The sequence below is a fragment of the Streptomyces clavifer genome, from assembly GCF_036345975.1.
In the GTDB taxonomy this organism is placed as follows: Bacteria; Actinomycetota; Actinomycetes; order Streptomycetales; family Streptomycetaceae; genus Streptomyces; species Streptomyces clavifer.
Window position 1 is genome coordinate 1,634,173 of the sequence record NZ_CP107793.1, and the last position, 21,487, is coordinate 1,655,659.

The 21,487-nt window shown below is 69.5% G+C and carries 21 protein-coding genes and 1 rRNA gene; 7 read left to right on the forward strand and 15 right to left on the reverse strand.

Annotated features, from left to right (window positions below; all coding sequences use genetic code 11):
- Positions 1 to 108: 108 nt before the first annotated feature.
- Positions 109 to 1,634, reverse strand: a 16S ribosomal RNA gene (locus tag OG927_RS06885).
- A gap of 651 nt (positions 1,635 to 2,285) precedes the next feature.
- Positions 2,286 to 2,927 carry a DNA-3-methyladenine glycosylase gene (locus OG927_RS06890; RefSeq protein WP_056792758.1) on the reverse strand — a complete coding sequence of 214 codons (642 nt, stop codon included), beginning with the start codon at positions 2,925 to 2,927 and terminating at the stop codon, positions 2,286 to 2,288.
- Positions 2,928 to 3,015: 88 nt separating this feature from the next.
- Between OG927_RS06890 and OG927_RS06895 the strand changes: the two genes are divergently transcribed.
- The 3 genes from OG927_RS06895 to OG927_RS06905 all read left to right on the forward strand — a co-directional run bounded on the left by OG927_RS06895 (position 3,016) and on the right by OG927_RS06905 (position 5,036).
- On the forward strand, positions 3,016 to 3,798 hold the full coding sequence (locus OG927_RS06895; protein WP_056792757.1) for a sporulation protein: 783 nt from the start codon (positions 3,016 to 3,018) through the stop codon (positions 3,796 to 3,798).
- A 55-nt stretch (positions 3,799 to 3,853) separates the two neighbouring features.
- Complete coding sequence (locus tag OG927_RS06900) at positions 3,854 to 4,387, forward strand: YbhB/YbcL family Raf kinase inhibitor-like protein (RefSeq protein WP_330319850.1); 534 nt, start codon at positions 3,854 to 3,856, stop codon at positions 4,385 to 4,387.
- A gap of 142 nt (positions 4,388 to 4,529) precedes the next feature.
- Positions 4,530 to 5,036 (forward strand): HNH endonuclease, encoded by a 507-nt coding sequence (locus OG927_RS06905; protein ID WP_330319851.1) that lies wholly within the window; start codon positions 4,530 to 4,532, stop codon positions 5,034 to 5,036.
- 49 nt (positions 5,037 to 5,085) lie between these two features.
- Here the strand turns inward: OG927_RS06905 and OG927_RS06910 are convergent, their stop codons facing one another.
- The 4 genes from OG927_RS06910 to OG927_RS06925 form a co-directional block, all read right to left on the reverse strand.
- A complete protein-coding gene (locus OG927_RS06910; protein ID WP_056792754.1) occupies positions 5,086 to 5,853 on the reverse strand; it encodes a sulfite exporter TauE/SafE family protein in 768 nt (255 codons plus the stop codon).
- 84 nt (positions 5,854 to 5,937) lie between these two features.
- The gene (locus tag OG927_RS06915; RefSeq protein WP_056792753.1) at positions 5,938 to 6,870 is read right to left on the reverse strand and encodes an SPFH domain-containing protein; all 933 of its coding nucleotides are present in this window, start codon (positions 6,868 to 6,870) and stop codon (positions 5,938 to 5,940) included.
- A 144-nt stretch (positions 6,871 to 7,014) separates the two neighbouring features.
- Entirely contained in the window at positions 7,015 to 7,443 is a 429-nt protein-coding gene (locus OG927_RS06920; protein WP_056792752.1) for an NfeD family protein, read from the reverse strand.
- Positions 7,444 to 7,507: 64 nt separating this feature from the next.
- Complete coding sequence (locus OG927_RS06925; protein WP_056792751.1) at positions 7,508 to 8,308, reverse strand: ABC transporter ATP-binding protein; 801 nt, start codon at positions 8,306 to 8,308, stop codon at positions 7,508 to 7,510.
- Positions 8,309 to 8,429: 121 nt separating this feature from the next.
- Here OG927_RS06925 and OG927_RS06930 point away from each other — a divergent pair, with 121 nt between their 5' ends.
- Complete coding sequence (locus tag OG927_RS06930) at positions 8,430 to 9,212, forward strand: hypothetical protein (protein WP_056792750.1); 783 nt, start codon at positions 8,430 to 8,432, stop codon at positions 9,210 to 9,212.
- Between the two features lie 57 nt (positions 9,213 to 9,269).
- Here the strand turns inward: OG927_RS06930 and OG927_RS06935 are convergent, their stop codons facing one another.
- The 3 genes from OG927_RS06935 to OG927_RS06945 all read right to left on the reverse strand — a co-directional run bounded on the left by OG927_RS06935 (position 9,270) and on the right by OG927_RS06945 (position 11,470).
- Complete coding sequence (locus OG927_RS06935) at positions 9,270 to 9,521, reverse strand: chaplin (protein ID WP_056792749.1); 252 nt, start codon at positions 9,519 to 9,521, stop codon at positions 9,270 to 9,272.
- A gap of 166 nt (positions 9,522 to 9,687) precedes the next feature.
- Positions 9,688 to 10,332, reverse strand: a complete 645-nt coding sequence (locus OG927_RS06940; protein ID WP_056792748.1) for a response regulator — start codon at positions 10,330 to 10,332, stop codon at positions 9,688 to 9,690.
- Complete coding sequence (locus OG927_RS06945; protein WP_124282716.1) at positions 10,325 to 11,470, reverse strand: GAF domain-containing sensor histidine kinase; 1,146 nt, start codon at positions 11,468 to 11,470, stop codon at positions 10,325 to 10,327. The genes OG927_RS06940 and OG927_RS06945 overlap by 8 nt, the downstream gene beginning before the upstream one ends.
- Positions 11,471 to 12,611: 1,141 nt before the next feature.
- Between OG927_RS06945 and OG927_RS06950 the strand changes: the two genes are divergently transcribed.
- Positions 12,612 to 13,370 (forward strand): transglycosylase SLT domain-containing protein, encoded by a 759-nt coding sequence (locus OG927_RS06950; RefSeq protein ID WP_056792746.1) that lies wholly within the window; start codon positions 12,612 to 12,614, stop codon positions 13,368 to 13,370.
- Positions 13,371 to 13,507: 137 nt separating this feature from the next.
- On the opposite strand, the gene OG927_RS06955 is transcribed toward OG927_RS06950, so the two are convergent.
- On the reverse strand, positions 13,508 to 16,063 hold the full coding sequence (locus OG927_RS06955) for an ABC transporter ATP-binding protein/permease (RefSeq protein WP_330319852.1): 2,556 nt from the start codon (positions 16,061 to 16,063) through the stop codon (positions 13,508 to 13,510).
- Between the two features lie 276 nt (positions 16,064 to 16,339).
- Between OG927_RS06955 and serB the strand changes: the two genes are divergently transcribed.
- On the forward strand, positions 16,340 to 17,596 hold the full coding sequence (serB, locus tag OG927_RS06960) for a phosphoserine phosphatase SerB (protein ID WP_056792744.1): 1,257 nt from the start codon (positions 16,340 to 16,342) through the stop codon (positions 17,594 to 17,596).
- 94 nt (positions 17,597 to 17,690) lie between these two features.
- On the opposite strand, the gene OG927_RS06965 is transcribed toward serB, so the two are convergent.
- From OG927_RS06965 to OG927_RS06980, 4 genes are all read right to left on the reverse strand, one after another.
- The gene (locus OG927_RS06965; RefSeq protein WP_319103777.1) at positions 17,691 to 18,209 is read right to left on the reverse strand and encodes a SixA phosphatase family protein; all 519 of its coding nucleotides are present in this window, start codon (positions 18,207 to 18,209) and stop codon (positions 17,691 to 17,693) included.
- Positions 18,210 to 18,317: 108 nt separating this feature from the next.
- The gene (locus OG927_RS06970; protein WP_209470777.1) at positions 18,318 to 18,524 is read right to left on the reverse strand and encodes a hypothetical protein; all 207 of its coding nucleotides are present in this window, start codon (positions 18,522 to 18,524) and stop codon (positions 18,318 to 18,320) included.
- A gap of 214 nt (positions 18,525 to 18,738) precedes the next feature.
- The gene (locus OG927_RS06975) at positions 18,739 to 18,858 is read right to left on the reverse strand and encodes an SGM_5486 family transporter-associated protein (protein WP_274923068.1); all 120 of its coding nucleotides are present in this window, start codon (positions 18,856 to 18,858) and stop codon (positions 18,739 to 18,741) included.
- Between the two features lie 17 nt (positions 18,859 to 18,875).
- On the reverse strand, positions 18,876 to 20,213 hold the full coding sequence (locus OG927_RS06980) for a CynX/NimT family MFS transporter (RefSeq protein WP_330321301.1): 1,338 nt from the start codon (positions 20,211 to 20,213) through the stop codon (positions 18,876 to 18,878).
- 109 nt (positions 20,214 to 20,322) lie between these two features.
- Here OG927_RS06980 and OG927_RS06985 point away from each other — a divergent pair, with 109 nt between their 5' ends.
- A complete protein-coding gene (locus tag OG927_RS06985) occupies positions 20,323 to 20,997 on the forward strand; it encodes a FadR/GntR family transcriptional regulator (protein ID WP_124282714.1) in 675 nt (224 codons plus the stop codon).
- A 70-nt stretch (positions 20,998 to 21,067) separates the two neighbouring features.
- On the opposite strand, the gene OG927_RS06990 is transcribed toward OG927_RS06985, so the two are convergent.
- A complete protein-coding gene (locus OG927_RS06990) occupies positions 21,068 to 21,436 on the reverse strand; it encodes a hypothetical protein (protein ID WP_056792761.1) in 369 nt (122 codons plus the stop codon).
- Positions 21,437 to 21,487: the final 51 nt, after the last annotated feature.

Genomic DNA, 21,487 nt, shown 5'->3' on the forward strand with positions numbered 1-21,487 from the left:
TGCTCATCGTGCCGAATAGTCAACGTTCCACCCATGAGCAACCACCGTCGAACATTTGCCGACGTAATGGTCTCTGGATTCCCCGAAGGAAACCTAGATGCTCCTTAGAAAGGAGGTGATCCAGCCGCACCTTCCGGTACGGCTACCTTGTTACGACTTCGTCCCAATCGCCAGTCCCACCTTCGACAGCTCCCTCCCACAAGGGGTTGGGCCACCGGCTTCGGGTGTTACCGACTTTCGTGACGTGACGGGCGGTGTGTACAAGGCCCGGGAACGTATTCACCGCAGCAATGCTGATCTGCGATTACTAGCAACTCCGACTTCATGGGGTCGAGTTGCAGACCCCAATCCGAACTGAGACCGGCTTTTTGAGATTCGCTCCGCCTCGCGGCATCGCAGCTCATTGTACCGGCCATTGTAGCACGTGTGCAGCCCAAGACATAAGGGGCATGATGACTTGACGTCGTCCCCACCTTCCTCCGAGTTGACCCCGGCAGTCTCCTGTGAGTCCCCATCACCCCGAAGGGCATGCTGGCAACACAGAACAAGGGTTGCGCTCGTTGCGGGACTTAACCCAACATCTCACGACACGAGCTGACGACAGCCATGCACCACCTGTATACCGACCACAAGGGGGGCACCATCTCTGATGCTTTCCGGTATATGTCAAGCCTTGGTAAGGTTCTTCGCGTTGCGTCGAATTAAGCCACATGCTCCGCTGCTTGTGCGGGCCCCCGTCAATTCCTTTGAGTTTTAGCCTTGCGGCCGTACTCCCCAGGCGGGGAACTTAATGCGTTAGCTGCGGCACCGACGACGTGGAATGTCGCCAACACCTAGTTCCCAACGTTTACGGCGTGGACTACCAGGGTATCTAATCCTGTTCGCTCCCCACGCTTTCGCTCCTCAGCGTCAGTAATGGCCCAGAGATCCGCCTTCGCCACCGGTGTTCCTCCTGATATCTGCGCATTTCACCGCTACACCAGGAATTCCGATCTCCCCTACCACACTCTAGCTAGCCCGTATCGAATGCAGACTCGGGGTTAAGCCCCGAGCTTTCACATCCGACGTGACAAGCCGCCTACGAGCTCTTTACGCCCAATAATTCCGGACAACGCTCGCACCCTACGTATTACCGCGGCTGCTGGCACGTAGTTAGCCGGTGCTTCTTCTGCAGGTACCGTCACTTGCGCTTCTTCCCTGCTGAAAGAGGTTTACAACCCGAAGGCCGTCATCCCTCACGCGGCGTCGCTGCATCAGGCTTTCGCCCATTGTGCAATATTCCCCACTGCTGCCTCCCGTAGGAGTCTGGGCCGTGTCTCAGTCCCAGTGTGGCCGGTCGCCCTCTCAGGCCGGCTACCCGTCGTCGCCTTGGTAGGCCATTACCCCACCAACAAGCTGATAGGCCGCGGGCTCATCCTTCACCGCCGGAGCTTTTAACCCCGCCCCATGAGGGACAGAGTGTTATCCGGTATTAGACCCCGTTTCCAGGGCTTGTCCCAGAGTGAAGGGCAGATTGCCCACGTGTTACTCACCCGTTCGCCACTAATCCACCCCGAAGGGCTTCATCGTTCGACTTGCATGTGTTAAGCACGCCGCCAGCGTTCGTCCTGAGCCAGGATCAAACTCTCCATGAATGTTTTCCCGTAATCGGGAGAGCACCATAGAAGAGCGGGACAACCAACCGGAATAGGGCTGGTCATCCACAGCGTCCTCGCTGATGTTGCCTACCCGCCACATGGGCCAGTAGGACTTCAAAGGAACCACCAACCCACCGAAGTGGGCCGGGGTATCAACAAATTTGGCGTTGACTTTTGGCACGCTGTTGAGTTCTCAAGGAACGGACGCTTCCTTCGGTCCCGTTTCACCGGGGCCCTCCGGGCGCTTCCCTTCGTTCTTGCGTTTCCGACTCTATCAGACTCTTTCGTGTCCGATTCCCGGTCGAAGCGGGTGCCGCTTTCCAGTTCTTCGCTTTCGCGTTTCCCTTTCCGGCCATTCCGACTTTACCAGACTCTTTTCCGTTCCGTTTCCGGTCCGAATTTGATTCTGGTGGCCAGTTGGAGCGGCCTTTGCCTTTCGGCGTGTTCACTACGTTAACCGATTCCCTCGGTGACTCATAATCGAGTCGTCAGGCGAATTCCGGCATGCCGAAATTGCACCCGCCAGGGTGGATCGTAGGTAGTGGTTGGCCCTCTCCGGATGCTCCGGTCCGGCCCGATGGGCCGTACCAACAACATCTGCATCCGTTCAAGCGGCTCGGACTACATTAGGGACGCGGCGAGGGCGAGTCAAGTTGAGCGACGGCGCGGCGCATGGGCCCGGTACGGGCTGACCGTGGGGTCCCCGTCGATCCAGAAGCGCCACGGCTGATGGGAGCCGTCACCTCCGACGCCGGTACGGGGACCGCTCCGTACCTGGTCGCGGGGTGGCGGGGTGCCCCGCAGGACGGACAGGGCCGCCTTCGGGCCGGCGATCACGTCGCTCCCGTCCAGGGCGCGGTCCACATCCAGGGCCGTCGCCAGACGGGCCGGCCCTTTGGCCAGTTCTCTGTCATGACGGGCCGAGAATCGGCGTTTGCGGGCCATCTCGGCTCCGACGCCGATCTCGCCGGCTCGCAGCAGGACACCGCTCGCCATGCCTTCGGGTCCGCACACCAGGTTGAGGCAGTGCCACATCCCGTACGTGAAGTAGACGTACGAATGGCCCGGCGGGCCGAACATCACGCTGTTGCGGGGCGTCCGTCCGCGGAAGGCGTGGGAGCCCGGGTCGACCTCGCCCGCGTAGGCCTCCACCTCCGTCAGCCGTAGCTCGATGCGACCCTCGTCGGTGGAGCGGACCAGGATGCGCCCCAGCAGATCGGGGGCCACGTCCAGGACGGGTCGGTCGAAGAACTCCCGCGTCAGCGGCGTGCGGTCCGTGCCCTTGTTCATGGCGTCCGAGGGTACTGGGATCGGAGCGACGGGAACCGGCTACGGTCGTGGCGCGTATGTAGGGGTCAGGACCAAGGAGGAAAAAATCATGGGCTTCAAGCGACTGCTCGCGAGCATGGGTGCCGGCGGTGCTTCGGTCGAGACCGAGCTGACCGAACTCAACGTCGTCCCCGGTGGGGTCGTCCAGGGCGAGGTGCGGATCCAGGGCGGTTCCGTCGACCAGCAGATCGAGGCACTCTCGGTCGGGCTGCAGGCGCGGGTCGAGGTGGAGGGCGGGGACCAGGAGACCAAGCAGGACATCGAGTTCGCCAAGCTGCGCCTGGGCGGTGCCCTCGAGGTGAAGGCGGGCGCGGTGCACCTCGTGCCCTTCGGGCTCGAGATTCCGTGGGAGACCCCGATCACGATGTTCGCCGGGCAGCACCTGCGCGGCATGAACATCGGGGTGACCACCGAGCTGGAGATCGCCCGCGCGGTGGACTCGGGTGACCTGGACCCGATCAACGTGCACCCGCTGCCCGCCCAGCAGGCCATCCTGGACGCCTTCGGGCAGCTGGGCTTCACCTTCCGCGCCGCGGACATGGAGCGCGGACACATCCGTGGCACGCGCCAGCAGCTGCCGTTCTACCAGGAGATCGAGTTCTTCCCGCCGCAGCAGTACCGCGGACTGCACCAGGTCGAGCTGACCTTCGTGGCGGACGACCGCGAGATGGACGTCGTGCTGGAGATGGACAAGAAGCCGGGCCTCTTCAGCGAGGGCAGCGACTCGTACCGCGCGTTCAAGGTCGGCCACAACGACTACCAGGGCACGGACTGGGCCGCTTACCTGAACCAGTGGCTCTCCCAGGTCGGCGGACAGCGCAACTGGCTCTGACACGGCCTAGGGTCGGTGGCAGGACGCTTCACAGCCGATCAGGAGAGGTGCTGACGTGACCGAGCCGAAGAGGGCGCCGCTGCCGCACGACTTCCATCCCGAGGTCCCCTCGTTCACCGTGGTGAGCGAGGACCTCGCGCCGGGAGCCGTGCTCGCGCACGCGCAGGTGTTCTCCGCCGGGAACACCTCGCCGCAGCTGCGGTGGGAGGGCTTCCCCGCGGAGACGAAGAGCTTCGCCGTGACGTGCTTCGACCCGGACGCCCCGACGGGCAGCGGGTTCTGGCACTGGGTGGTGTTCGACATCCCGGCATCGGTCACGGAGCTCCCGGCCGGTGCGGGGAGCGGCACGTTCGAGGGGCTGCCCCCGGGCGCCGTCCACGCACGGAACGACTACGGGTCGAAGGAGTTCGGCGGTGCGGCGCCGCCGGCCGGTGAGAACCACCGCTATGTGTTCACGGTGTACGCGGTGGACACCGAAGAGCTCGGCCCGGACAGCGACGCGTCACCCGCGGCGGTCGGTTTCAACCTGCGGTTCCACACACTGGCCCGCGCCCGGCTGATCGGGGAGTACGCGTCCCCCGAGAGCTGATGGTTCACCCGCTGTTTGCCCTGCCCTGGTCTTGGAGAGACCAGAGCAGGGCATTTTTTTATTGCGTTGTCCATCACGGCTCGCCCGGCCAGAGTTGATCCGGGCCCGCGACCGGGCGGGCGGCACACGGGAGGTGGGCAGGATGCGGGACACACTGGTGCTCAACGCGAGCTTCGAGCCGCTGTCGACGGTGACGCTCAACCGTGCGGTGGTGCTGATCCTGCAGGACAAGGCCGTCGTCGAGCAGTCGCATCCCGGCCTCCGTATGCGTGGTGCCGCCGTCGACATCCCGGTGCCCCGGGTCATCAGGCTCTGCCGGTTCGTCCGGGTGCCGTTCCGAAGACACGCCCCGTGGTCCAGGAAGGGCGTGCTCATACGGGACCAGCACCGGTGCGCGTACTGCGGGCGGCGGGCGAGCACCGTCGACCACGTGGTGCCGCGCGCCCAGGGCGGCCAGGACACCTGGCTGAACACCGTGGCGTCCTGTGCCGAGGACAACCACCGCAAGGCGGCCCGGACGCCGGAGCAGGCGGACATGCCGCTGCTGCGTCAGCCGTTCGTCCCGTCTCCCGCGTACGCGATGCTGCTCGCGATGGGTGCCGGTGACCGGTCGGCCCTGCCGGAGTGGCTGGCCCGGTCCGCCGCGTAGTCGCGGTGCGGGGAGGGAGCCCGACTCCCCCGGAGGCGGGCTCCCTCGTTCAGCGCAGCACCAGCTGGACGATGGCCGCCGTGCCGACGACGACGATGAGGGCGCGCAGGTAGCGCGGACTGAGGCGGCGGCCGACCCTGGCGCCGATCTGCCCGCCGATCGCGGATCCCACGGCGATGAGCACGACGGCCGTCCAGTCGAAGTCCGCCACGAAGAGGAAGAAGAGTGCGGCGACGCTGTTGACGACGGCGGCCAGGACGTTCTTGACGGCGTTGAGGCGCTGCATCGTGTCGTCGAGCAGCATGCCCATCAGGGAGAGGTAGATGATGCCCTGGGCCGCCGTGAAGTAGCCGCCGTAGACGCTCGCGAGCGTCAGTCCGGTGAAGAGGAGCGGACCGCCGTCGGGGCGGACCGGGGCCCCGGTGTGTGCGCGGCGGCGCTGGACGGCCTTGCTGATGCGGGGTTGCAGGATGACCAGGACCAGGGCGAGCGCCACCAGGACGGGCACGATCGTCTCGAACGCCGTGGAGGGCAGGGCCAGCAGGAGTGTGGCGCCGGTGAGACCGCCGACGAGTGCGCCGACGCTCAACTTGAGGATGCGGCGGCGCTGGCCGGCCAGTTCCTTGCGGTATCCGATGGCACCGCTGATCGAACCGGGGATCAGGCCGAGTGCGTTGGAGACGGTGGCGGTGACCGGTGGCAGGCCGGTGGCGAGCAGGACGGGGAAGGTGATCAACGTACCGGAGCCGACGATGGTGTTGATCGTCCCTGCGCCGACTCCGGCCGCGAAGACCGCGAGAATTTCCCAGATGGACAAGGCCATCTCCTTCGGTGGTCAGTGATGCCTCCCCGCCATGAAGGTCGAGGGGCCTCACTGATCATGCACGAAGGTGTCTCCCGGTCAGCCGACCGGGGGCTGCTCCCGGCGTTCCTTGTTCCCGGTGTCGAAGCCGGGGGCTCCGCCGCCGAGGTTGCCGAAGGCGCCGCTGAGGCCCTTGAGTGCGTCGCCGATCTCGCTGGGCACGATCCAGAGCTTGTTGGCGTCGCCCTCGGCGATCTTCGGGAGCATCTGGAGGTACTGGTACGAGAGGAGCTTCTGGTCGGGGTCACCGGCGTGGATGGCCTCGAAGACCGTGCGGATGGCCTGGGACTCACCCTCGGCGCGCAGGGCGGATGCCTTCGCCTCACCCTCGGCGCGCAGGATCGCGGACTGCTTCTCGCCCTCCGCGGTGAGGATCGCGGACTGCCTGATGCCTTCGGCGGTGAGGATCGCAGCGCGCTTGTCACGGTCGGCGCGCATCTGCTTCTCCATCGAGTCCTGGATGGAGGTCGGCGGTTCGATGGCCTTGAGCTCGACGCGGTTGACGCGGATGCCCCACTTGCCGGTGGCCTCGTCGAGGACTCCGCGGAGCGCCGCGTTGATCTCCTCGCGGGAGGTCAGCGTCCGTTCGAGGTCCATGCCGCCGATGATGTTGCGGAGCGTGGTGACGGTGAGCTGCTCGATCGCCTGGATGTAGCTGGCGACTTCGTAGGTCGCGGCGCGGGCGTCGGTCACCTGGTAGTAGATGACGGTGTCGATGTTGACGACGAGGTTGTCCTGGGTGATCACCGGCTGGGGCGGGAAGGGGACGACCTGTTCGCGGAGGTCGATCCGGTTGCGGATCGAGTCGATGAACGGGACGACGATGTTCAGCCCGGCGTTGAGGGTGCGGGTGTAGCGGCCGAAGCGCTCCACGATGGCGGCACTGGCCTGCGGGATGACCTGGATCGTCTTGATCAGGGCGATGAAGACGAGCACCACCAGAATGATCAGGACGATGATGATCGGTTGCATCGTGTGCCTCGTGCCCTTCGGTTGCCGACGGATCGCGATGATCGAGGTCGAACGGTCAGGACGGTCGCATCTTTTATGACGGTTCCAGTCCCATGATGATCGACTTCGAGTTTGGCAGACTCGGGCCTGCCGTGTGACCGCTTCTCACATGACGACGGCCGTTGCCCCGTCGATGTCCACGACATCGACCTGCCGGCCGGGTTCGAAACTCTGATCGCTGTCGAGGGTGCGCGCGGACCAGACCTCGCCTGCGAGCTTGATGCGCCCGCCGCTGCCGTCGACCCGTTCCAGGACGACGGCCTGACGGCCTTTCAGGGCGTCGATCCCGCTGGCGTGCCCGGTCCGACCCGTCCGGTGTCTGGCCGCGATCGGGCGTACGACCGCGATGAGTGCCACCGACACCAGGACGAAGACCAGCACTTGGGCGACGACGCCACCGCCGAGGGCCGCGACGATCGCAGCGGCCACCGCCCCGACGGCGAACATCCCGAATTCGGGCATCGCGGTCAGGACGAGGGGAATGCCCAGTCCCACCGCGCCGATCAGCCACCACACCCACGCTTCGATGTCCACGCGTTCATCGTAGGACCGCGGGCACCCTCCCCGACAGGGCGCAGGGGAGGTGACTCCGCGCCGACTACGGGGAGAGCGGGAGTCCGTGGGCCGTGTAGCGGTCGCCGGTGTGCTCGACGACGAGCGGCAGGCCGAAGCAGAGCGAGAGGTTGCGGGAGCTGAGTTCGGTCTCCATGGGGCCCGCGGCGAGCACCTTGCCCTGGCGGATCATCAGGACGTGGGTGAAGCCGGGCGCGATCTCCTCCACGTGATGGGTGACCATGATCATGGAGGGGGCGTACGGATCGCGCGCGAGCCGGCCCAGCCGGCGCACCAGGTCCTCCCGGCCGCCGAGGTCGAGGCCCGCGGCGGGCTCGTCCAGGAGCAGGAGCTCGGGGTCGGTCATCATGGCGCGGGCGATCAGGGTGCGCTTGCGCTCGCCCTCGGAGAGGGTGCCGAACTTCCGGTCGAGGAACTCGGTCATGCCGAGCCGGTCGAGGAAGGCGCGTGCGCGCTCCTCGTCGACGGCCTCGTAGTTCTCGTGCCAGGTGGCGGTCATGCCGTAGGCGGCGGTGAGCACCGTCTGGAGCACGGTCTGGCGCTTGGGCAGCTTGTCGGCCATGGCCACACCGGCGATGCCGATCCGGGGGCGGAGCTCGAAGACGTCGGTGCCGACCCCGCCGAGCCGCTCGCCGAGGACCCTGGCCGTGCCGGTGCTGGGGAAGACGTAGCTCGACGCGATGTTGAGCAGGGTGGTCTTGCCGGCGCCGTTCGGGCCGAGGATGACCCAGCGCTCCCCCTCCTTGACCGACCAGGAGACGTCGTCCACCAGAGCGCGTCCGTCGCGGACCACGGATACGTCCACCAGCTCCAGTACATCGCTCATGGCGCGTTGTCTCCCCATGCAGTGTCGAGATCGTCGCGTGCCTGTGGGCACAGCTCCCAGGGAAAACCTACGCCACCCCGGGAGTGCTCCGACTCCTAGGTCCGTTCCCTAGGCTGTTCCCATGCTTTCGGAACCACGCTCAGGGCGGCTCGCCGCATGGGGAAACGCGCTTTTGGCCGGACTTGTGTCACCGGACGACGCAGCGCTCGCGATTGTCGGTGAGGACGCGGTGCACCGCGTCGAGGGGCTGCCGGGTGAAGCGGGGCCGGTCGGGCTCACGCTGGCGCTCGGCAGGCTGAGGGGGCTCGGGGCGACCGGTTTCCGGGTGGCGCTGCCGGTGCCCGGGCATCCGCTGGGGCTCAGCGGGCCGCCGGAATTCAACGCGCGGGCGCTCGATGCGGAGGAGGCGGTCGTCACGTCCGGGGCGCCGTTCGGGCTCGTGCCGGAGGTGAGCGAAGCGGGCCCGGCCGGAGACGTGCATGCCGAGGTGGTGTGGCGCTGCCTGGCGGTGCGCGAGGCTCCACCGGCCGACGTCCCGTCGCTGAGCGAGGCGGAGCGGGAGCTCGCGGAGGCGCTACGGGACGCGACGGCGGTGCTGGCCCGGCTGGATGTCGCCGGTTCCGGTCCGGTGGCCGAGGCTGCGGTGGACGCGTACCGGGCGCGGGCGGAGCGGGGGCGCGAGGTGCTGGCCCCGGGGTACCCGCCGCGGGCGGTGCGGGTGCTGGAGCTCGCCCAGCGGGTGGGGCTCTTGATTGCGGTGGCCCATGAGAACGGGCCCGGCGGTGCGGTGAGCGCTTCGGAGATCGCGGCTCGGAGCGAGGCGCTGCGACCGGTGGAGCGGGTGGCCCGGCGGGCGCAGGTCGCCGCGTACAACGCGTACGTGGAGGAGCGGGGGCGCGGCTGACGGGGCGGTCTCGGCCGCCGGACGGGCGGGGTGCCCGTCCGGCGGTGCGGGGCTCGGTCAGCCGTTCAGGCCGAAGTTGCCGAAGGCGGGGTTGAGCAGGCCCACCACGTTCACGGTGTTGCCGACCGCGTTCACCGGGACGTGCACCGGGACCTGGACGAGGTTGCCCGAGGCGACACCCGGGGACCCCACGGCCGTGCCATGGGCACCGGCGCCGCTGTGGCCCGTGGCGGAGGCGGCTCCGGCACCGGCGGCGATGATTCCGCCGGCGATCAGGGTGACGGCAGCGGCCTTCTTCAGGTTCTTCACTTCAGGATCCTCCTCGCGTCGCTGCGGCCGACCGCCGCAGCGTGCCCTGGAGAACGCCTCGGGGGGACGCAGGATGCGCCTGCCGGGCAGCATCCACCCGACAGTATGAATGTACGGACTGGAGTGGAACCCTCCGCTTCCTGTCCGACGGCGCCCCGGCTCCCCTTCAGCCCGCAGCACCGTGCCGGACCGCCCAGAGTGCCGCCTGGGTCCGGTCCGACACGTCGAGCTTCATCAGGATGTTCGACACGTGGGTCTTGACCGTCTTCTCCGAGAGGACCAGTGCCCGGGCGATCTCCCGGTTGGAGCGTCCGTCGGCGATCAGGCCCAGCACCTCGCGTTCCCGTTCGGTCAGGGTGCTCCCCCGGCCCGTGCCGCTGCCGCCGTCGTCCTGGGCCAGCAGGGCGCCGGCGACTTCCGGCTGGAGCAGGACGTGACCGGCGTGGACCGACCGGATCGCTCCGGCCAGGGCATCCGGGTCGACGTCCTTGTACACGTAACCGGACGCTCCCGCGCGGAGGGCGGGGACGACGGTGCGCTGCTCGGTGAAGCTGGTCACGATGAGGACCCTCGCCGGGTTCTCCAGCTCCCTGAGCCTGCGCAGGGCCTCGATCCCGTCCGTACCCGGCATCTTGATGTCCATCAGGACGACGTCGGGCCGGAGCTCCTCCGTCCTGGCGACCCCCTCGGCCCCGTCGGAGGCCTCGCCCACGACCTCTATGTCGTCCTGGACCTCCAGGAACGTGCGCAGCCCGCGCCGGACCACCTGGTGGTCGTCGACCAGCAGCACCCTGATGATCTTGTCAGCCACAGGGGACCTCCATCTGGATCGTGGTGCCCTTGCCGGGCTCCGAGGCAACGGTGAGCCTGCCCCCGACGCTGCCCGCCCGGTGGCGCATCGAGACGAGGCCCAGATGACGGCCCGCGTGCCGGACCGCGTGGGGGTCGAAGCCGCTGCCGTCGTCGGTGATCCGCAGCACGGCGGCGGAGGCGTGCCGGTCGAGGGTGACGGCGACGTGCCCGGCGCCGGAGTGGCGCAGTGCGTTGTGCAGGGCTTCCTGCGCCACCCTGAGGAACGCCTCCTCCTGCGCGGCGGGCAGGGCGCGCACTCCGGCGCTCCGGAAGGTGACACGGGCGCTGTGCGCGCGGTCCAGGACCTGGACCTGGGTGCGGAGCGTGGCGACCAGGCCGTCCTCGTCCAGGGCGGCCGGACGCAGCTCGACGACGGCGGCGCGCAGCTCGTCCACGGCTTCCGCGGCGAGGGCGGCGACCTGCTGGAGCTCGCCCTTGGCGCGGGCCGGGTCGCGGTCGACGAGGGCGGCGGCGGCCTGCGCGGTCAGCCTGAGCGAGAAGAGCTTCTGGCTGACCGCGTCGTGCAGCTCGTGGGCGAGCCGGGAGCGCTCCTCGGCGATCGTGAGCTCGCGGCTGCGTTCGTACAGCCGGGCGTTGGTGAGGGCGATCGCGGCGTGCTGGGCGAGGATGCCCAGGAGTTCCTCGTCCTCCTCGGTGAAACCGCAGCCGCCCTGCGGCTTGGGGCACCGCTTGTTGGCGAGGAAGAGGGCGCCGATGATCTCGTCGCCGTCCTGGATGGGCAGGCCGAGGAAGTCGGACATGTCGGGGTGGGCGTCGGGCCAGCCACCGAAGCGGGGGTCCTTGCGGACGTCGGCGAGCCGCTCGGGCTTCGCCTCGTGCAGCATCGCGGCGAGGATCCCGTGCTGCCGGGGCAGCGGGCCGATGGCCTTCCACTGCTCGTCGCCGACCCCGTCGACGACGAACTGGGCGAAGCCGCCGTGGTCGTCGGGGACGCCCAGGGCCGCGTATTCGGCGTCCAGCAGTTCGCGGGCGGAGGCGACGATCGTCTTGAGGACGTCCCGCACGTCCAGGTGCCGGCTCATGGCGAGCAGCGCGGCGCTGACCGAGGCGAGGCCCGACGGTGGGCGGTGACTCATGTGCTCACCGTACCGGCGGGGGTGGCGGCGCCGTATCGGTCTGTGGACGGCTGCCGGATGGGGCGCGGGGACTAGGCCGGGGCCGGCAGAGGGCTCCTGACGGGGCCGCCGGCCCGCGCTTCCCCGGCAGCGCGACGCGGTCCCGTGCGGACGGCGGTGAGGCCGGCGACCGGGTGCGCGATGCCGCGTCGACGGGCGTCCCGGACCTTCCTGTCCGCCCGCGTCCGGCGCCTCCCTGCACGAGGGCCGGCAGTCCGGTCGACCGTGGACCATCGGCACGGTCCGCTCCCCCGGCCCGCGGCGTCGTCGCGGCCCTGCCGTACTCCCGCCGCGCGCTCCGACGGCCGCCCCGCACAGGGGACGCGTCGTTCACGGGCGGTTCGCCGGGGGCGTGGTCACGGTGGGTGCGGATGCGACTGCGGAACCGCACGGAAGCGGGGCGGGACGGTGGCGTCGAAGGCGCGCGCCCTGCTCGGGACGGATGCGCCGGGTGCCGCGAGCGCGGGCGGAGACCCGGCGGCACTCGGAGGGGCCCCTGTAAGGGGGGCGGCATCGGAACACGGGCTGGATCGATCGGCGCCCGCGCGCAGGAGCCGCGGCCGGCGAGCGGCGGGTGCTGGACGGACCCGGCGGCGGCCCCGCAGCGGGTGGCGGACGGGCCGCACGAGCCGGCGGCCCCGCGCCGCTGACCCACCGGACGCGGCGGCGGGGCGGGACGCGCCCCGGCATGGGTGCGCACGGGTGCCGGGACGGCGGTACGCGAGGTGCGGCGCCACCCGCGCCTCGGGCGCGAGTACGGCGGCACCCACCCCCCCCCGCAGCCAGATTCGGAACCTAACACTCCGCATTACAGCAGCAACTATTCGTGAGCTCGGGGGGTGCCCCATGTGAGCCCAGGCATAGGACCCACGTCACTTACGAAGGCGGATAGTTGCCCCAAAGCGGGCAATACGCCAACCCCCAAAGCGGACAAGGAGGTATGAACAGCCCCCCAATCCACTACCCGGCTTCGTACGTCACACCTTTGCCAGGCCATTTTGCTGGCGCTAAGAATTGCATCTGTTCCCGACGGAGATGCGCAACCGCGCTTCCCGTCTGCGTCCTCGGTGAGGACTCCTGCTATTCGAAGAGGTACGACTGCATGTCCGTGTCCCGCATCTCCAGCCGTAGCCGTCGCCTGAACAAGGCGCAGAAGCTCTCCGTCGCCGGTGTCTCCACTCTGGCCGCCGCCGCTCTCGCGTTCTCGCTCGTCCCGGACAGCGCTTCGGCCACGACCGAGCCGCAGGCCGCATCCGGTGCGCCGGTGGTCTTCGCCGGGTCGTCGCAGACGAAGTCCGTCCAGTCCAGCGTCATAGAGCAGCACTCCACCGCCGCCCAGCTGGTGAAGGCCGCCGACTCCGCCAAGGCCGAGGCCACCGCCGCCGAGAAGAAGGCCGCGGCCAAGAACGAGGCGAAGGCCAAGGCCGTCGCCGAGGCCAAGAAGGAAGCCGCGGCCAAGAAGAAGGCTGCCGCCAAGGCCGACGCGAAGAAGCGTTCCGCCAAGAAGGCCAGCCGCGCGGCCGACCGCAAGCCGGTCTACGCCAACAACCTGGACGGCTGGATCCGCGAGGCTCTCTCCATCATGGACAAGAAGAACATCCCCGGTACGTACGAGGGCCTGCACCGCAACATCATCCGTGAGTCCAGCGGCAACCCGCGCGCGATCAACGACTGGGACATCAACGCGATCAACGGCGTCCCGTCGAAGGGCCTGCTGCAGGTCATCAAGCCGACCTTCGACTTCTACCACGTCAAGGGCACCAAGCACGACCAGTACGACCCGGTCGCCAACATCACCGCGGCCGCCAACTACGCCGCGGACAAGTACGGCTCGATCGACAACGTCGACAGCGCGTACTGAGTCACGCACCGAGCAGGGCCCGGCACAGCTGACCCGCCGGTCCGCAGCGTCGCGTGACCGGCCGGCACATGCCGAAGGGCGGCACCCCACGGGGTTGCCGCCCTCGGGCGTTTCCGGGTCCGGTCGGGCCGGACGCGCTACTTGCGCATCACCTCGGGCTCGTGGCGGCGCAGCATCCGCGAGACCGCGAAGAAGAGAACGGCGCTCATGGCGAGCATCACCGCGATGTTGATCCCCCACTGCCCGGCCGAGTGCTCCCAGAGCGGGTCCAGGTCGGTCGGGTTCTCCGGCTCCCACGGCGGCATGAGGTGGGCGAGGTCCAGCGTGGTGCCCGCCGCGGCGACCGCCCACCGCGACGGCATCAGCCAGGCGAACTGCTCGAGGCCCGGGGACCCGTAGAGCTGGAAGAGCACACCGGTGAAGACGACCTGGACGATGGCGAACATGACGAGCAGCGGCATGGTCTTCTCTGCCGTCTTGACCAGCGCGGAGATCAGCAGGCCGACCATCATCGAGGTGAAGCCGAGCACGATGATCGACAGGCAGATCTCCACGGCGGGGGGCATGAGCAGGCCCTCCTCCGGCAGCGCACGGGTGGAGAAGCCGATCCCGCAGAGGATCACGCCCTGGAAAGCGGTGATCAGACCGAGGACGATCACCTTGGACAGCAGGTAGGCGGAACGGGAGAGGCCGGTGGCCCGTTCCCGCTCGTAGATCACCCGCTCCTTGATCAGCTCTCGTACGGAGTTGGCCGCGGCGGCGAAGCACATGCCGACCGCGAGGATCAGCATGATGGTCCCGGCCTTGCCGTTGAAGCGCGAGGGCGGCTCGGGCTCCGCCAGGCCGAACTCCGCGGGAATGACCACGCTGACGACACCCAGCACGGCGGGCAGGAGCACCATCAGGAGCAGGAAGCCCTTGTCGGACGCGATCACCGAGACGTACCGGCGCATCAGCGTCCACAGCTGGGCCAGCCATCCCGACGGCTTCGGGGGGCGGCTCTGCTGCCGCGAGGGCATGTGCACGGGCTGCGCCGCGACGGCGTCGATGTCCGCGGCGTACATCTGGTAGTGCTGCGAACCGCGCCAGCGGCCCGCCCAGTCGTAGTCGCGGTAGTTCTCGAAAGCGGAGAAGACGTCGGCCCAGCTGGTGTACCCGAAGAAGTTCAGCGCCTCCTCGGGAGGCCCGAAGTAGGCGACGGACCCGCCCGGGGCCATGACCAGGAGCTTGTCGCAGATCGCCAGCTCGGCCACGGAGTGCGTGACGACCAGGACCGTGCGCCCGTCGTCGGCGAGGCCGCGCAGCAGTTGCATGACGTCGCGGTCCATGCCCGGGTCGAGGCCCGAGGTCGGCTCGTCCAGGAAGATCAGCGACGGCTTGGTCAGCAGCTCCAGGGCGACCGAGACGCGCTTGCGCTGGCCTCCGGAGAGCGAGGTGATCTTCTTGTCCTTGTGGATGTCGAGCTTGAGCTCGGCCAGGACCTCGTGGATCCGGGCGGTGCGCTCGGCCTCGGTGGTGTCCGCGGGGAAGCGCAGCTTGGCCGCGTACTTGAGGGCCCTGGTGACCGTGAGTTCCTTGTGCAGGATGTCGTCCTGCGGGACCAGGCCGATGCGCTGCCGGAGCTCGGCGAACTGCTTGTAGAGGTTCCGGTTGTCGTAGAGGACGTCGCCCTGGTTGGCGGGCCGGTAGCCGGTGAGAGCCTTGAGCAGGGTGGACTTGCCGGAGCCCGACGGGCCGATGACGGCGATCAGGGACTTCTCGGGGACGCCGAACGAGACGTCCTTGAGGATGTCCTTGCCCCCGTCGACCGTCACGGTGAGGTGGCGGGCGGAGAAGGAGACCTCACCGGTGTCGACGAACTCTTCCAGCCGGTCCCCGACCAGCCGGAAGGTCGAGTGGCCGACGCCGACGATGTCGTTCGGGCCGATGAGGGCGGAGCCGGACTTGCTGAGCGGCTGGCCGTTGACGTACGTGCCGTTGTGCGATCCGAGGTCGCGGATCTCGAAGCGGCCGTCGGGCGTCGCCCGGAATTCGGCGTGCAGGCGGGAGACCTGCAGGTCGGAGACGACCAGCTCGTTCTCCAGCGCACGGCCGATGCGCATGACCCGGCCGAGGTCCAGCTGGTGGAACGTGGTCGGGCTGCGGTCCCCGTAGACCGGCGGCGCCCCCGCGGCACCGCCGGGTCCGCCCGCTGCGGGCACCTGTCCCGGGCCCTGCTGGTGCGGGACGGGGGCCTGCTGGTGCGGGGCCGGGGCCTGCTGCTGCCAGGCCTGGTGCTGTTGCTGCGCCGGTTCGGGCCAGGCGGTGGCACCCTGCGCGGGCTGCTGCGGCTGCCCGGGAGCCTGCTGCGCCCCCACCGGCTGCCCCCCGGGCACACCGGCACCCGCGGCGGCACCGGTGAGGCTCAGCCGCGGTCCGTCGGTGGCGTTGCCCAGGTGCAGGGACGTGCCGGGACCGATCTCCATCTGCTGGATGCGCCGGCCCTGCGTATAGGTGCCGTTGGTGCTGCCGTGGTCCTCGATGGACCAACTGCGGCCGTTCCAGCTGATCGTGGCGTGCCGCCACGACACCCGGGCGTCGTCGATCATCAGATCGCCCTGCGGATCACGTCCGAGGGTGTACGACCTGGACGGATCGAGCGCCCAGGTCCTTCCATTCAATTCCAGTACGAGTTCCGGCACTCCGCGCCCCACTAGTCGTCCCCCGAGTTACCCCCGTTGCAGGGAGTCTAGGGATGCTGAACATCGTGGCGAACTATTCCAGGAGCGGTCCCGGAACGGAAAGCCGGGCGGGTGAAGACGCTGGGGAGGCCTGTGCGGCACCCGGCGGGCCCGGGATGAATCGGGCCGGACCGCAGCATCCGGGGCAACCGTCCCCCCACCGTGCCGGAGCGTGCCCCGCCGGACGGGCTGTCCGCTGGTCGGAACGGGCTTCGGAGCCGCCCTTCGGACCTATACGGTGGGAGCACCATGAGCGCACCCCAGCCCCCTCTGCCTCCCCGGTCCCCTGAGCTTCCCGAACCCCCTCGGGACTCGGACGCACCCACGCTGCTCGTCAAGATCTTCGGGAAGGACCGCCCGGGTATCACCGCCGGACTCTTCGACACCCTGGCCGCCTACTCCGTCGACGTCGTGGACATCGAGCAGGTCGTCACCCGTGGCCGCATAGTCCTGTGCGCCCTGGTGACCTCCCCGGCGTCGGACGGTACGACCGAGGGCGACCTCCGGGCCACCGTGCACAGCTGGGCGGAGTCCCTGAAGCTGCAGGCCGAGATCATCTCGGGGACGGGCGACAACCGGCCCCGTGGCGACGGCCGTTCCCATGTGACCGTCCTGGGGCACCCGCTGACCGCGGAGTCCACCGCCGTCATAGCGGCCAGGATCACCTCCACCGGCGGGAACATCGACCGGATCTTCCGTCTGGCGAAGTACCCCGTCACCGCGGTCGAGTTCGCGGTCTCCGGCACCGGCACCGAGGAGCTGCGGACCGCGCTGGCGACGGAGGCGGCCGGGATCGGCGTCGACATCGCCGTCGTCTCGGCCGGCCTGAGCCGCCGGGCCCAGCGGCTGGTGGTGATGGACGTGGACTCGACGCTCATCCAGGACGAGGTCATCGAGCTCTTCGCGGCGCACGCGGGCTGCGAGGACAAGGTCGCCGAGGTGACCGAGCAGGCGATGCGCGGCGAGCTCGACTTCGAGCAGTCGCTGCACGCCCGGGTCGCGCTGCTGGCGGGGCTCGACGTGTCGGTCGTGGACAAGGTGCGTGCCGAGGTCAGGCTGACTCCCGGCGCCCGCACCCTGATCCGCACGCTGAAGCGGCTCGGCTACCAAGTGGGCGTGGTGTCGGGCGGCTTCACCCAGGTCACGGACGACCTCAAGGAGCGTCTCGGGCTCGACTTCGCCTCCGCCAACACGCTCGAGGTCGTCGACGGCAAGCTCACGGGCCGGGTCGTGGGCGACATCGTGGACCGGGCGGGCAAGGCCCGGCTGCTGCGCAGCTTCGCCGCGCAGGCGGGGGTGCCGCTGGCTCAGACGGTGGCCATCGGGGACGGTGCGAACGACCTCGACATGCTGAACACGGCCGGTCTGGGCGTCGCCTTCAACGCCAAGCCGGTGGTCCGCGAGGCCGCCCACACAGCGGTGAACGTGCCCTTCCTGGACACCGTGCTGTACCTGCTCGGGATCACCCGCGAGGAGGTCGAGGCCGCCGACGGCCTCGTCGACTGACCACCCACGCACCGCCACGTACGAACCACCTGGCACCGCCACGTACGAAGGGGCCCGGCACAGCGGATGTGCCGGGCCCCTTCGTACGTCCTGCTCAGTCGTTGGGCGTCCAGTACTCGACGAGCGTGCCCACCCCGTGCTCCAGGCTCTTCCAGGAACCGGAGAACTCGACGACGGCGTAGGCGGCGGTCGGGAAGCCGTCCCGGGTCATCCGCGTGAGCGCCTCTCCCTCGGCCTTGCCGGAGAGCGCGTCCGCGGCGCCGTGCATGCCGGGGTTGTGGCCGATGACCAGCAGACTGCCTACGTCGTCCGAGGTCTCGTTGAACAGTGCGATCAGCTCGCCGACGGAGGCGTCGTACAGCCGCTCCTCGTACACGGTCCTGGGGCGCTGCGGGAATTCGTGGACCGCGAGCTTCCAGGTCTCGCGGGTCCTGGTGGCGGTCGAGCACAGAGCCAGATCGAATTCGGTACCGGAGTCGGCGAGCCTGCGGCCGGCGACGGGGGCGTCCTTGCGGCCCCGCTCGGCCAGGGGCCGCTCATGGTCGGACTGCTGCGACCATTCCGCCTTTGCGTGCCTGAGAAGGACGATTCTGCGAGGTGTATCGGCGCTCATACACCTCAGCTTCGCACGAAATGTGTGTCCGGGCGCAGGGTGTTGACGTGCTGCCCCGCTGAGGGTGAACGGCGCCGGTCGGCCCGGGTCCGTCCTGTTCGGTGCACGTCAGGCGGCGAGCAGCTTGAGGACCTGTCCGAGCAGTCGTCCGAGTGCCGGGGCGCCGGTCGCGGCGTGCGCCTGGCCGGGCCCCGAGATCAGCAGGAGGAGCGCGGCGAAGGCGAGGGCGGGCAGCGCGACGGCCCACCACGGCAGCCTGACCTCGATGCTGTCCGAGTCGGGGCGGTGGGTGCGGGTGGGTGCAGGGGCCGGCATGTCCGCCTCCGTGGGTCCTCGGCTCTGATACCCAGAACCTACGGGCCCTCGGGCGGCGGTCCCATCCGGTGACCCACCCACTCGACCCTGAACCTGGCCCCCTAGGGGAGGGTGGGGCAGGCCCTACCATCCCCTGGCCGGGGAGGGGTCACGAAGACGCGGGCCCGCAGTGCGGTGGCGGCGGCGAGAGGGGCGCGGCGGGGCCGCCGTACCCCTACGCGGGAGAGGCGATCGTGGCGATGATGCTGATGACGACGCCGATGAGCAGCATCGCCCCGAAGACGAGGAGAAGCTTCTTCTGGCCGTTCGGGGGATTCGGATCGAGTACGGGCATGGCCCCAGTCTCGCACCTCAGCATTCGTCCTCGATCGTCCGGTCCCGTCCGGCGAGCACTCCCGCGATCATCTGCGGCACCATGAGGCCTGCCATCAGGGCGAGCGGCAGGCCCCATCCGCCACTGTGCTGGTAGAGCACGCCGACGAGCAGCGGGCCGGGGATCGAGAGCAGGTAGCCGGTGGACTGCGCGAAGGCGGAGAGCCTGACGACACCGGCGCCGGTCCGGGACCGCATACCGATCATGGTGAGGGCCAGCGGGAAGGCGCAGTTGGCGATGCCCAGCAGCAGGGCCCAGAGCCAGGCGCCGCCGGCGGGAGCGAGGTAGAGGCCCGCGTAGCCGAGGAGACCGCAGCCACCGAGGACGACGACGATCGGCCCCTGGTTCCGCAGCCGGGCGGCGGCGCGGGGTATGACGAAGGCGAGGGGCACGCCCATGGCCATGGTCACGGCGAGCAGCACACCGGCGGTGCCCGCGGAGATCCCCGCGTCGCGGAAGATCTGCGGCATCCAGCCCATGGTGATGTACGCGGCCGTGGCCTGGAGGCCGAAGAAGCAGGCGAGCGCCCACGAGGTCCGGCTGCGGGTGATCTTGAGGACGGGGGCCGGCTGCCGGCGTCCCCCGGGCTGTACCGGGGTGGTGCCGCGGTCCCGGACGAGAGGGATCCACGGCACGATCGCGAGGGCCGCGAGCACGGCCCAGACGGCGAGCCCGGTCCGCCAGCTGCCCCCCAGGACCTCGGTCATGGGCACGGTGACGGCAGCCGCCAGTGCGGTGCCCAGGGCCAGTGCCATCGAGTAGAGGCCGGTCATGCTGCCGACCCGGTCCGGGAACCAGCGCTTGACGATGACGGGCATCAGGACGTTGCTGACGGCGATGCCCATCAGGGCCAGGGCACTGGCGGCGACGAAGCCCGCGGTGCCGCCCACGAAGGGGCGGATCAGCAGCCCGGCCGTGATGGCCACCATGCCCGCGCACACGACGGCGCCCGCCCCGAACCTGCGGGCCAGCCGCGGTGCCATGAATCCGAAGACCGCGAAGCACAGCGGGGGCACGGAGGTGAGGACGCCCGCGACGCTGCCGCTCATGTGCAGCCCGTCCCGGACCTCTTCGAGGAGGGGGCCGAGGCTGGTGATGGCGGGCCGCAGATTGAGCGCGGCGAGGACGAGACCGACGGTGACCAGGCGCAGGAGCCACGGGGCGGGGCCGGGGGCGGCCTTCGGGGCGGGGGCGGCCTTCGGGGCGGGGGCGGCCTTCGGGGCGGGGGCGGCCTTCGGGGCGGGGGCGCCCGGGGGCGCGTTCGGGGGAGCCGCGGGGCTCAGGGTCCGGGTCTCGTCATCGGCCATGAGGCCCATCATAGAATCATGGGATGATTGGTTGTCCACTCCGGTGCTCCCTTTCCTGGGAGGATCCGGAGCACACCGTTTCTCCGACCGCCCTTCCGGACCACGAGCAAGGAGCACCATGGCGCTGACGTCTCCGCGGCGTTCGGCTCTCGCCGACCAGGTGATTGCCCAGCTGAGGAACCAGATCACGTCGGGCGAGTGGCCCGTGGGTACGCGGATCCCCACCGAACCCGCGCTGGTGGAGCAGTTGGGGGTCGCCCGCAACACGGTGCGCGAGGCGGTGCGCGCGCTCGCGCACAACGGGCTGCTGGACATCCGGCAGGGCTCCGGTACGTACGTCGTCGCCACCAGCGAGCTGGCGGGCGTGATGCACCGCCGCTTCGCCGACGCCGACCCCCGGCACATCGCCGAGCTGCGCTCCACCCTGGAGTCCTCCGCGGCCCGGCTGGCCGCCCTCCGGCGCACCGAGCGGGATCTGCGGCAGCTGGACACGCTGATGGCGCGGCGCGAGGAGACCTGGGCCGCCGGGGACGCGGAGGCGTTCGTCGCGGCCGACGCGACGCTGCACCTCGCGGTGGTCGCCGCCTCGCACAACGACGTGCTGACAGAGTTGTACGCCGACCTGAACGATCTGCTCCGCGACTACCTTCGCGACGACGTGGGGTCCGAGCTGCGCCCCGAGGAGCACATGGACCACGCACGGCTGGTCGAGGCGATCCGGGCGGGCGATGCCGAGACGGCCGCCGCGGAGGCGGCGAGCCACGCGCTGAACTGCCTGCGGGACCGGGTCTAGGCCGACCCGGCGGACCGCGGCCGGGGCAGGGCCCGGGCGCCACCGTCCCGGCCCGGCACGACCGCACGGCCTACTCGGAGTGGTGGCTGACCCAGGCCGAGCCGACCTCTTTCCAGCACCGGTCCTCGAGCCGTACGGTCCGGCCCGGCTGTACCGCGACCGCCTCGCCGTCCGCGTCGACGTCCCACCAGCGGCTGCACTCGGTGTGGAGCCGGACGAGATCGGTGGTGGAGTGCGGATTGTGGCAGTGGGCGACGACCCGCGAGCCGGTGACCGACGTCCGGCACTCGGAGCCCGAGGGCTGCGGGGCCGGGGCGAGGGGCGCGGCCGTCCCGCTCCCCGCCCGGTGCGCCGCGTTCACGGCGACCGGGGCGAGGAGGCCGGCGACGACCGCTGCCGCGGCCGCGACGGCCCAGGTTCGGCGACGTGTGGAGCGCAGCACGGCGTTCTCCTCCCCACAGCCTGACCAAAGTCCGCTTCCTCCACATTC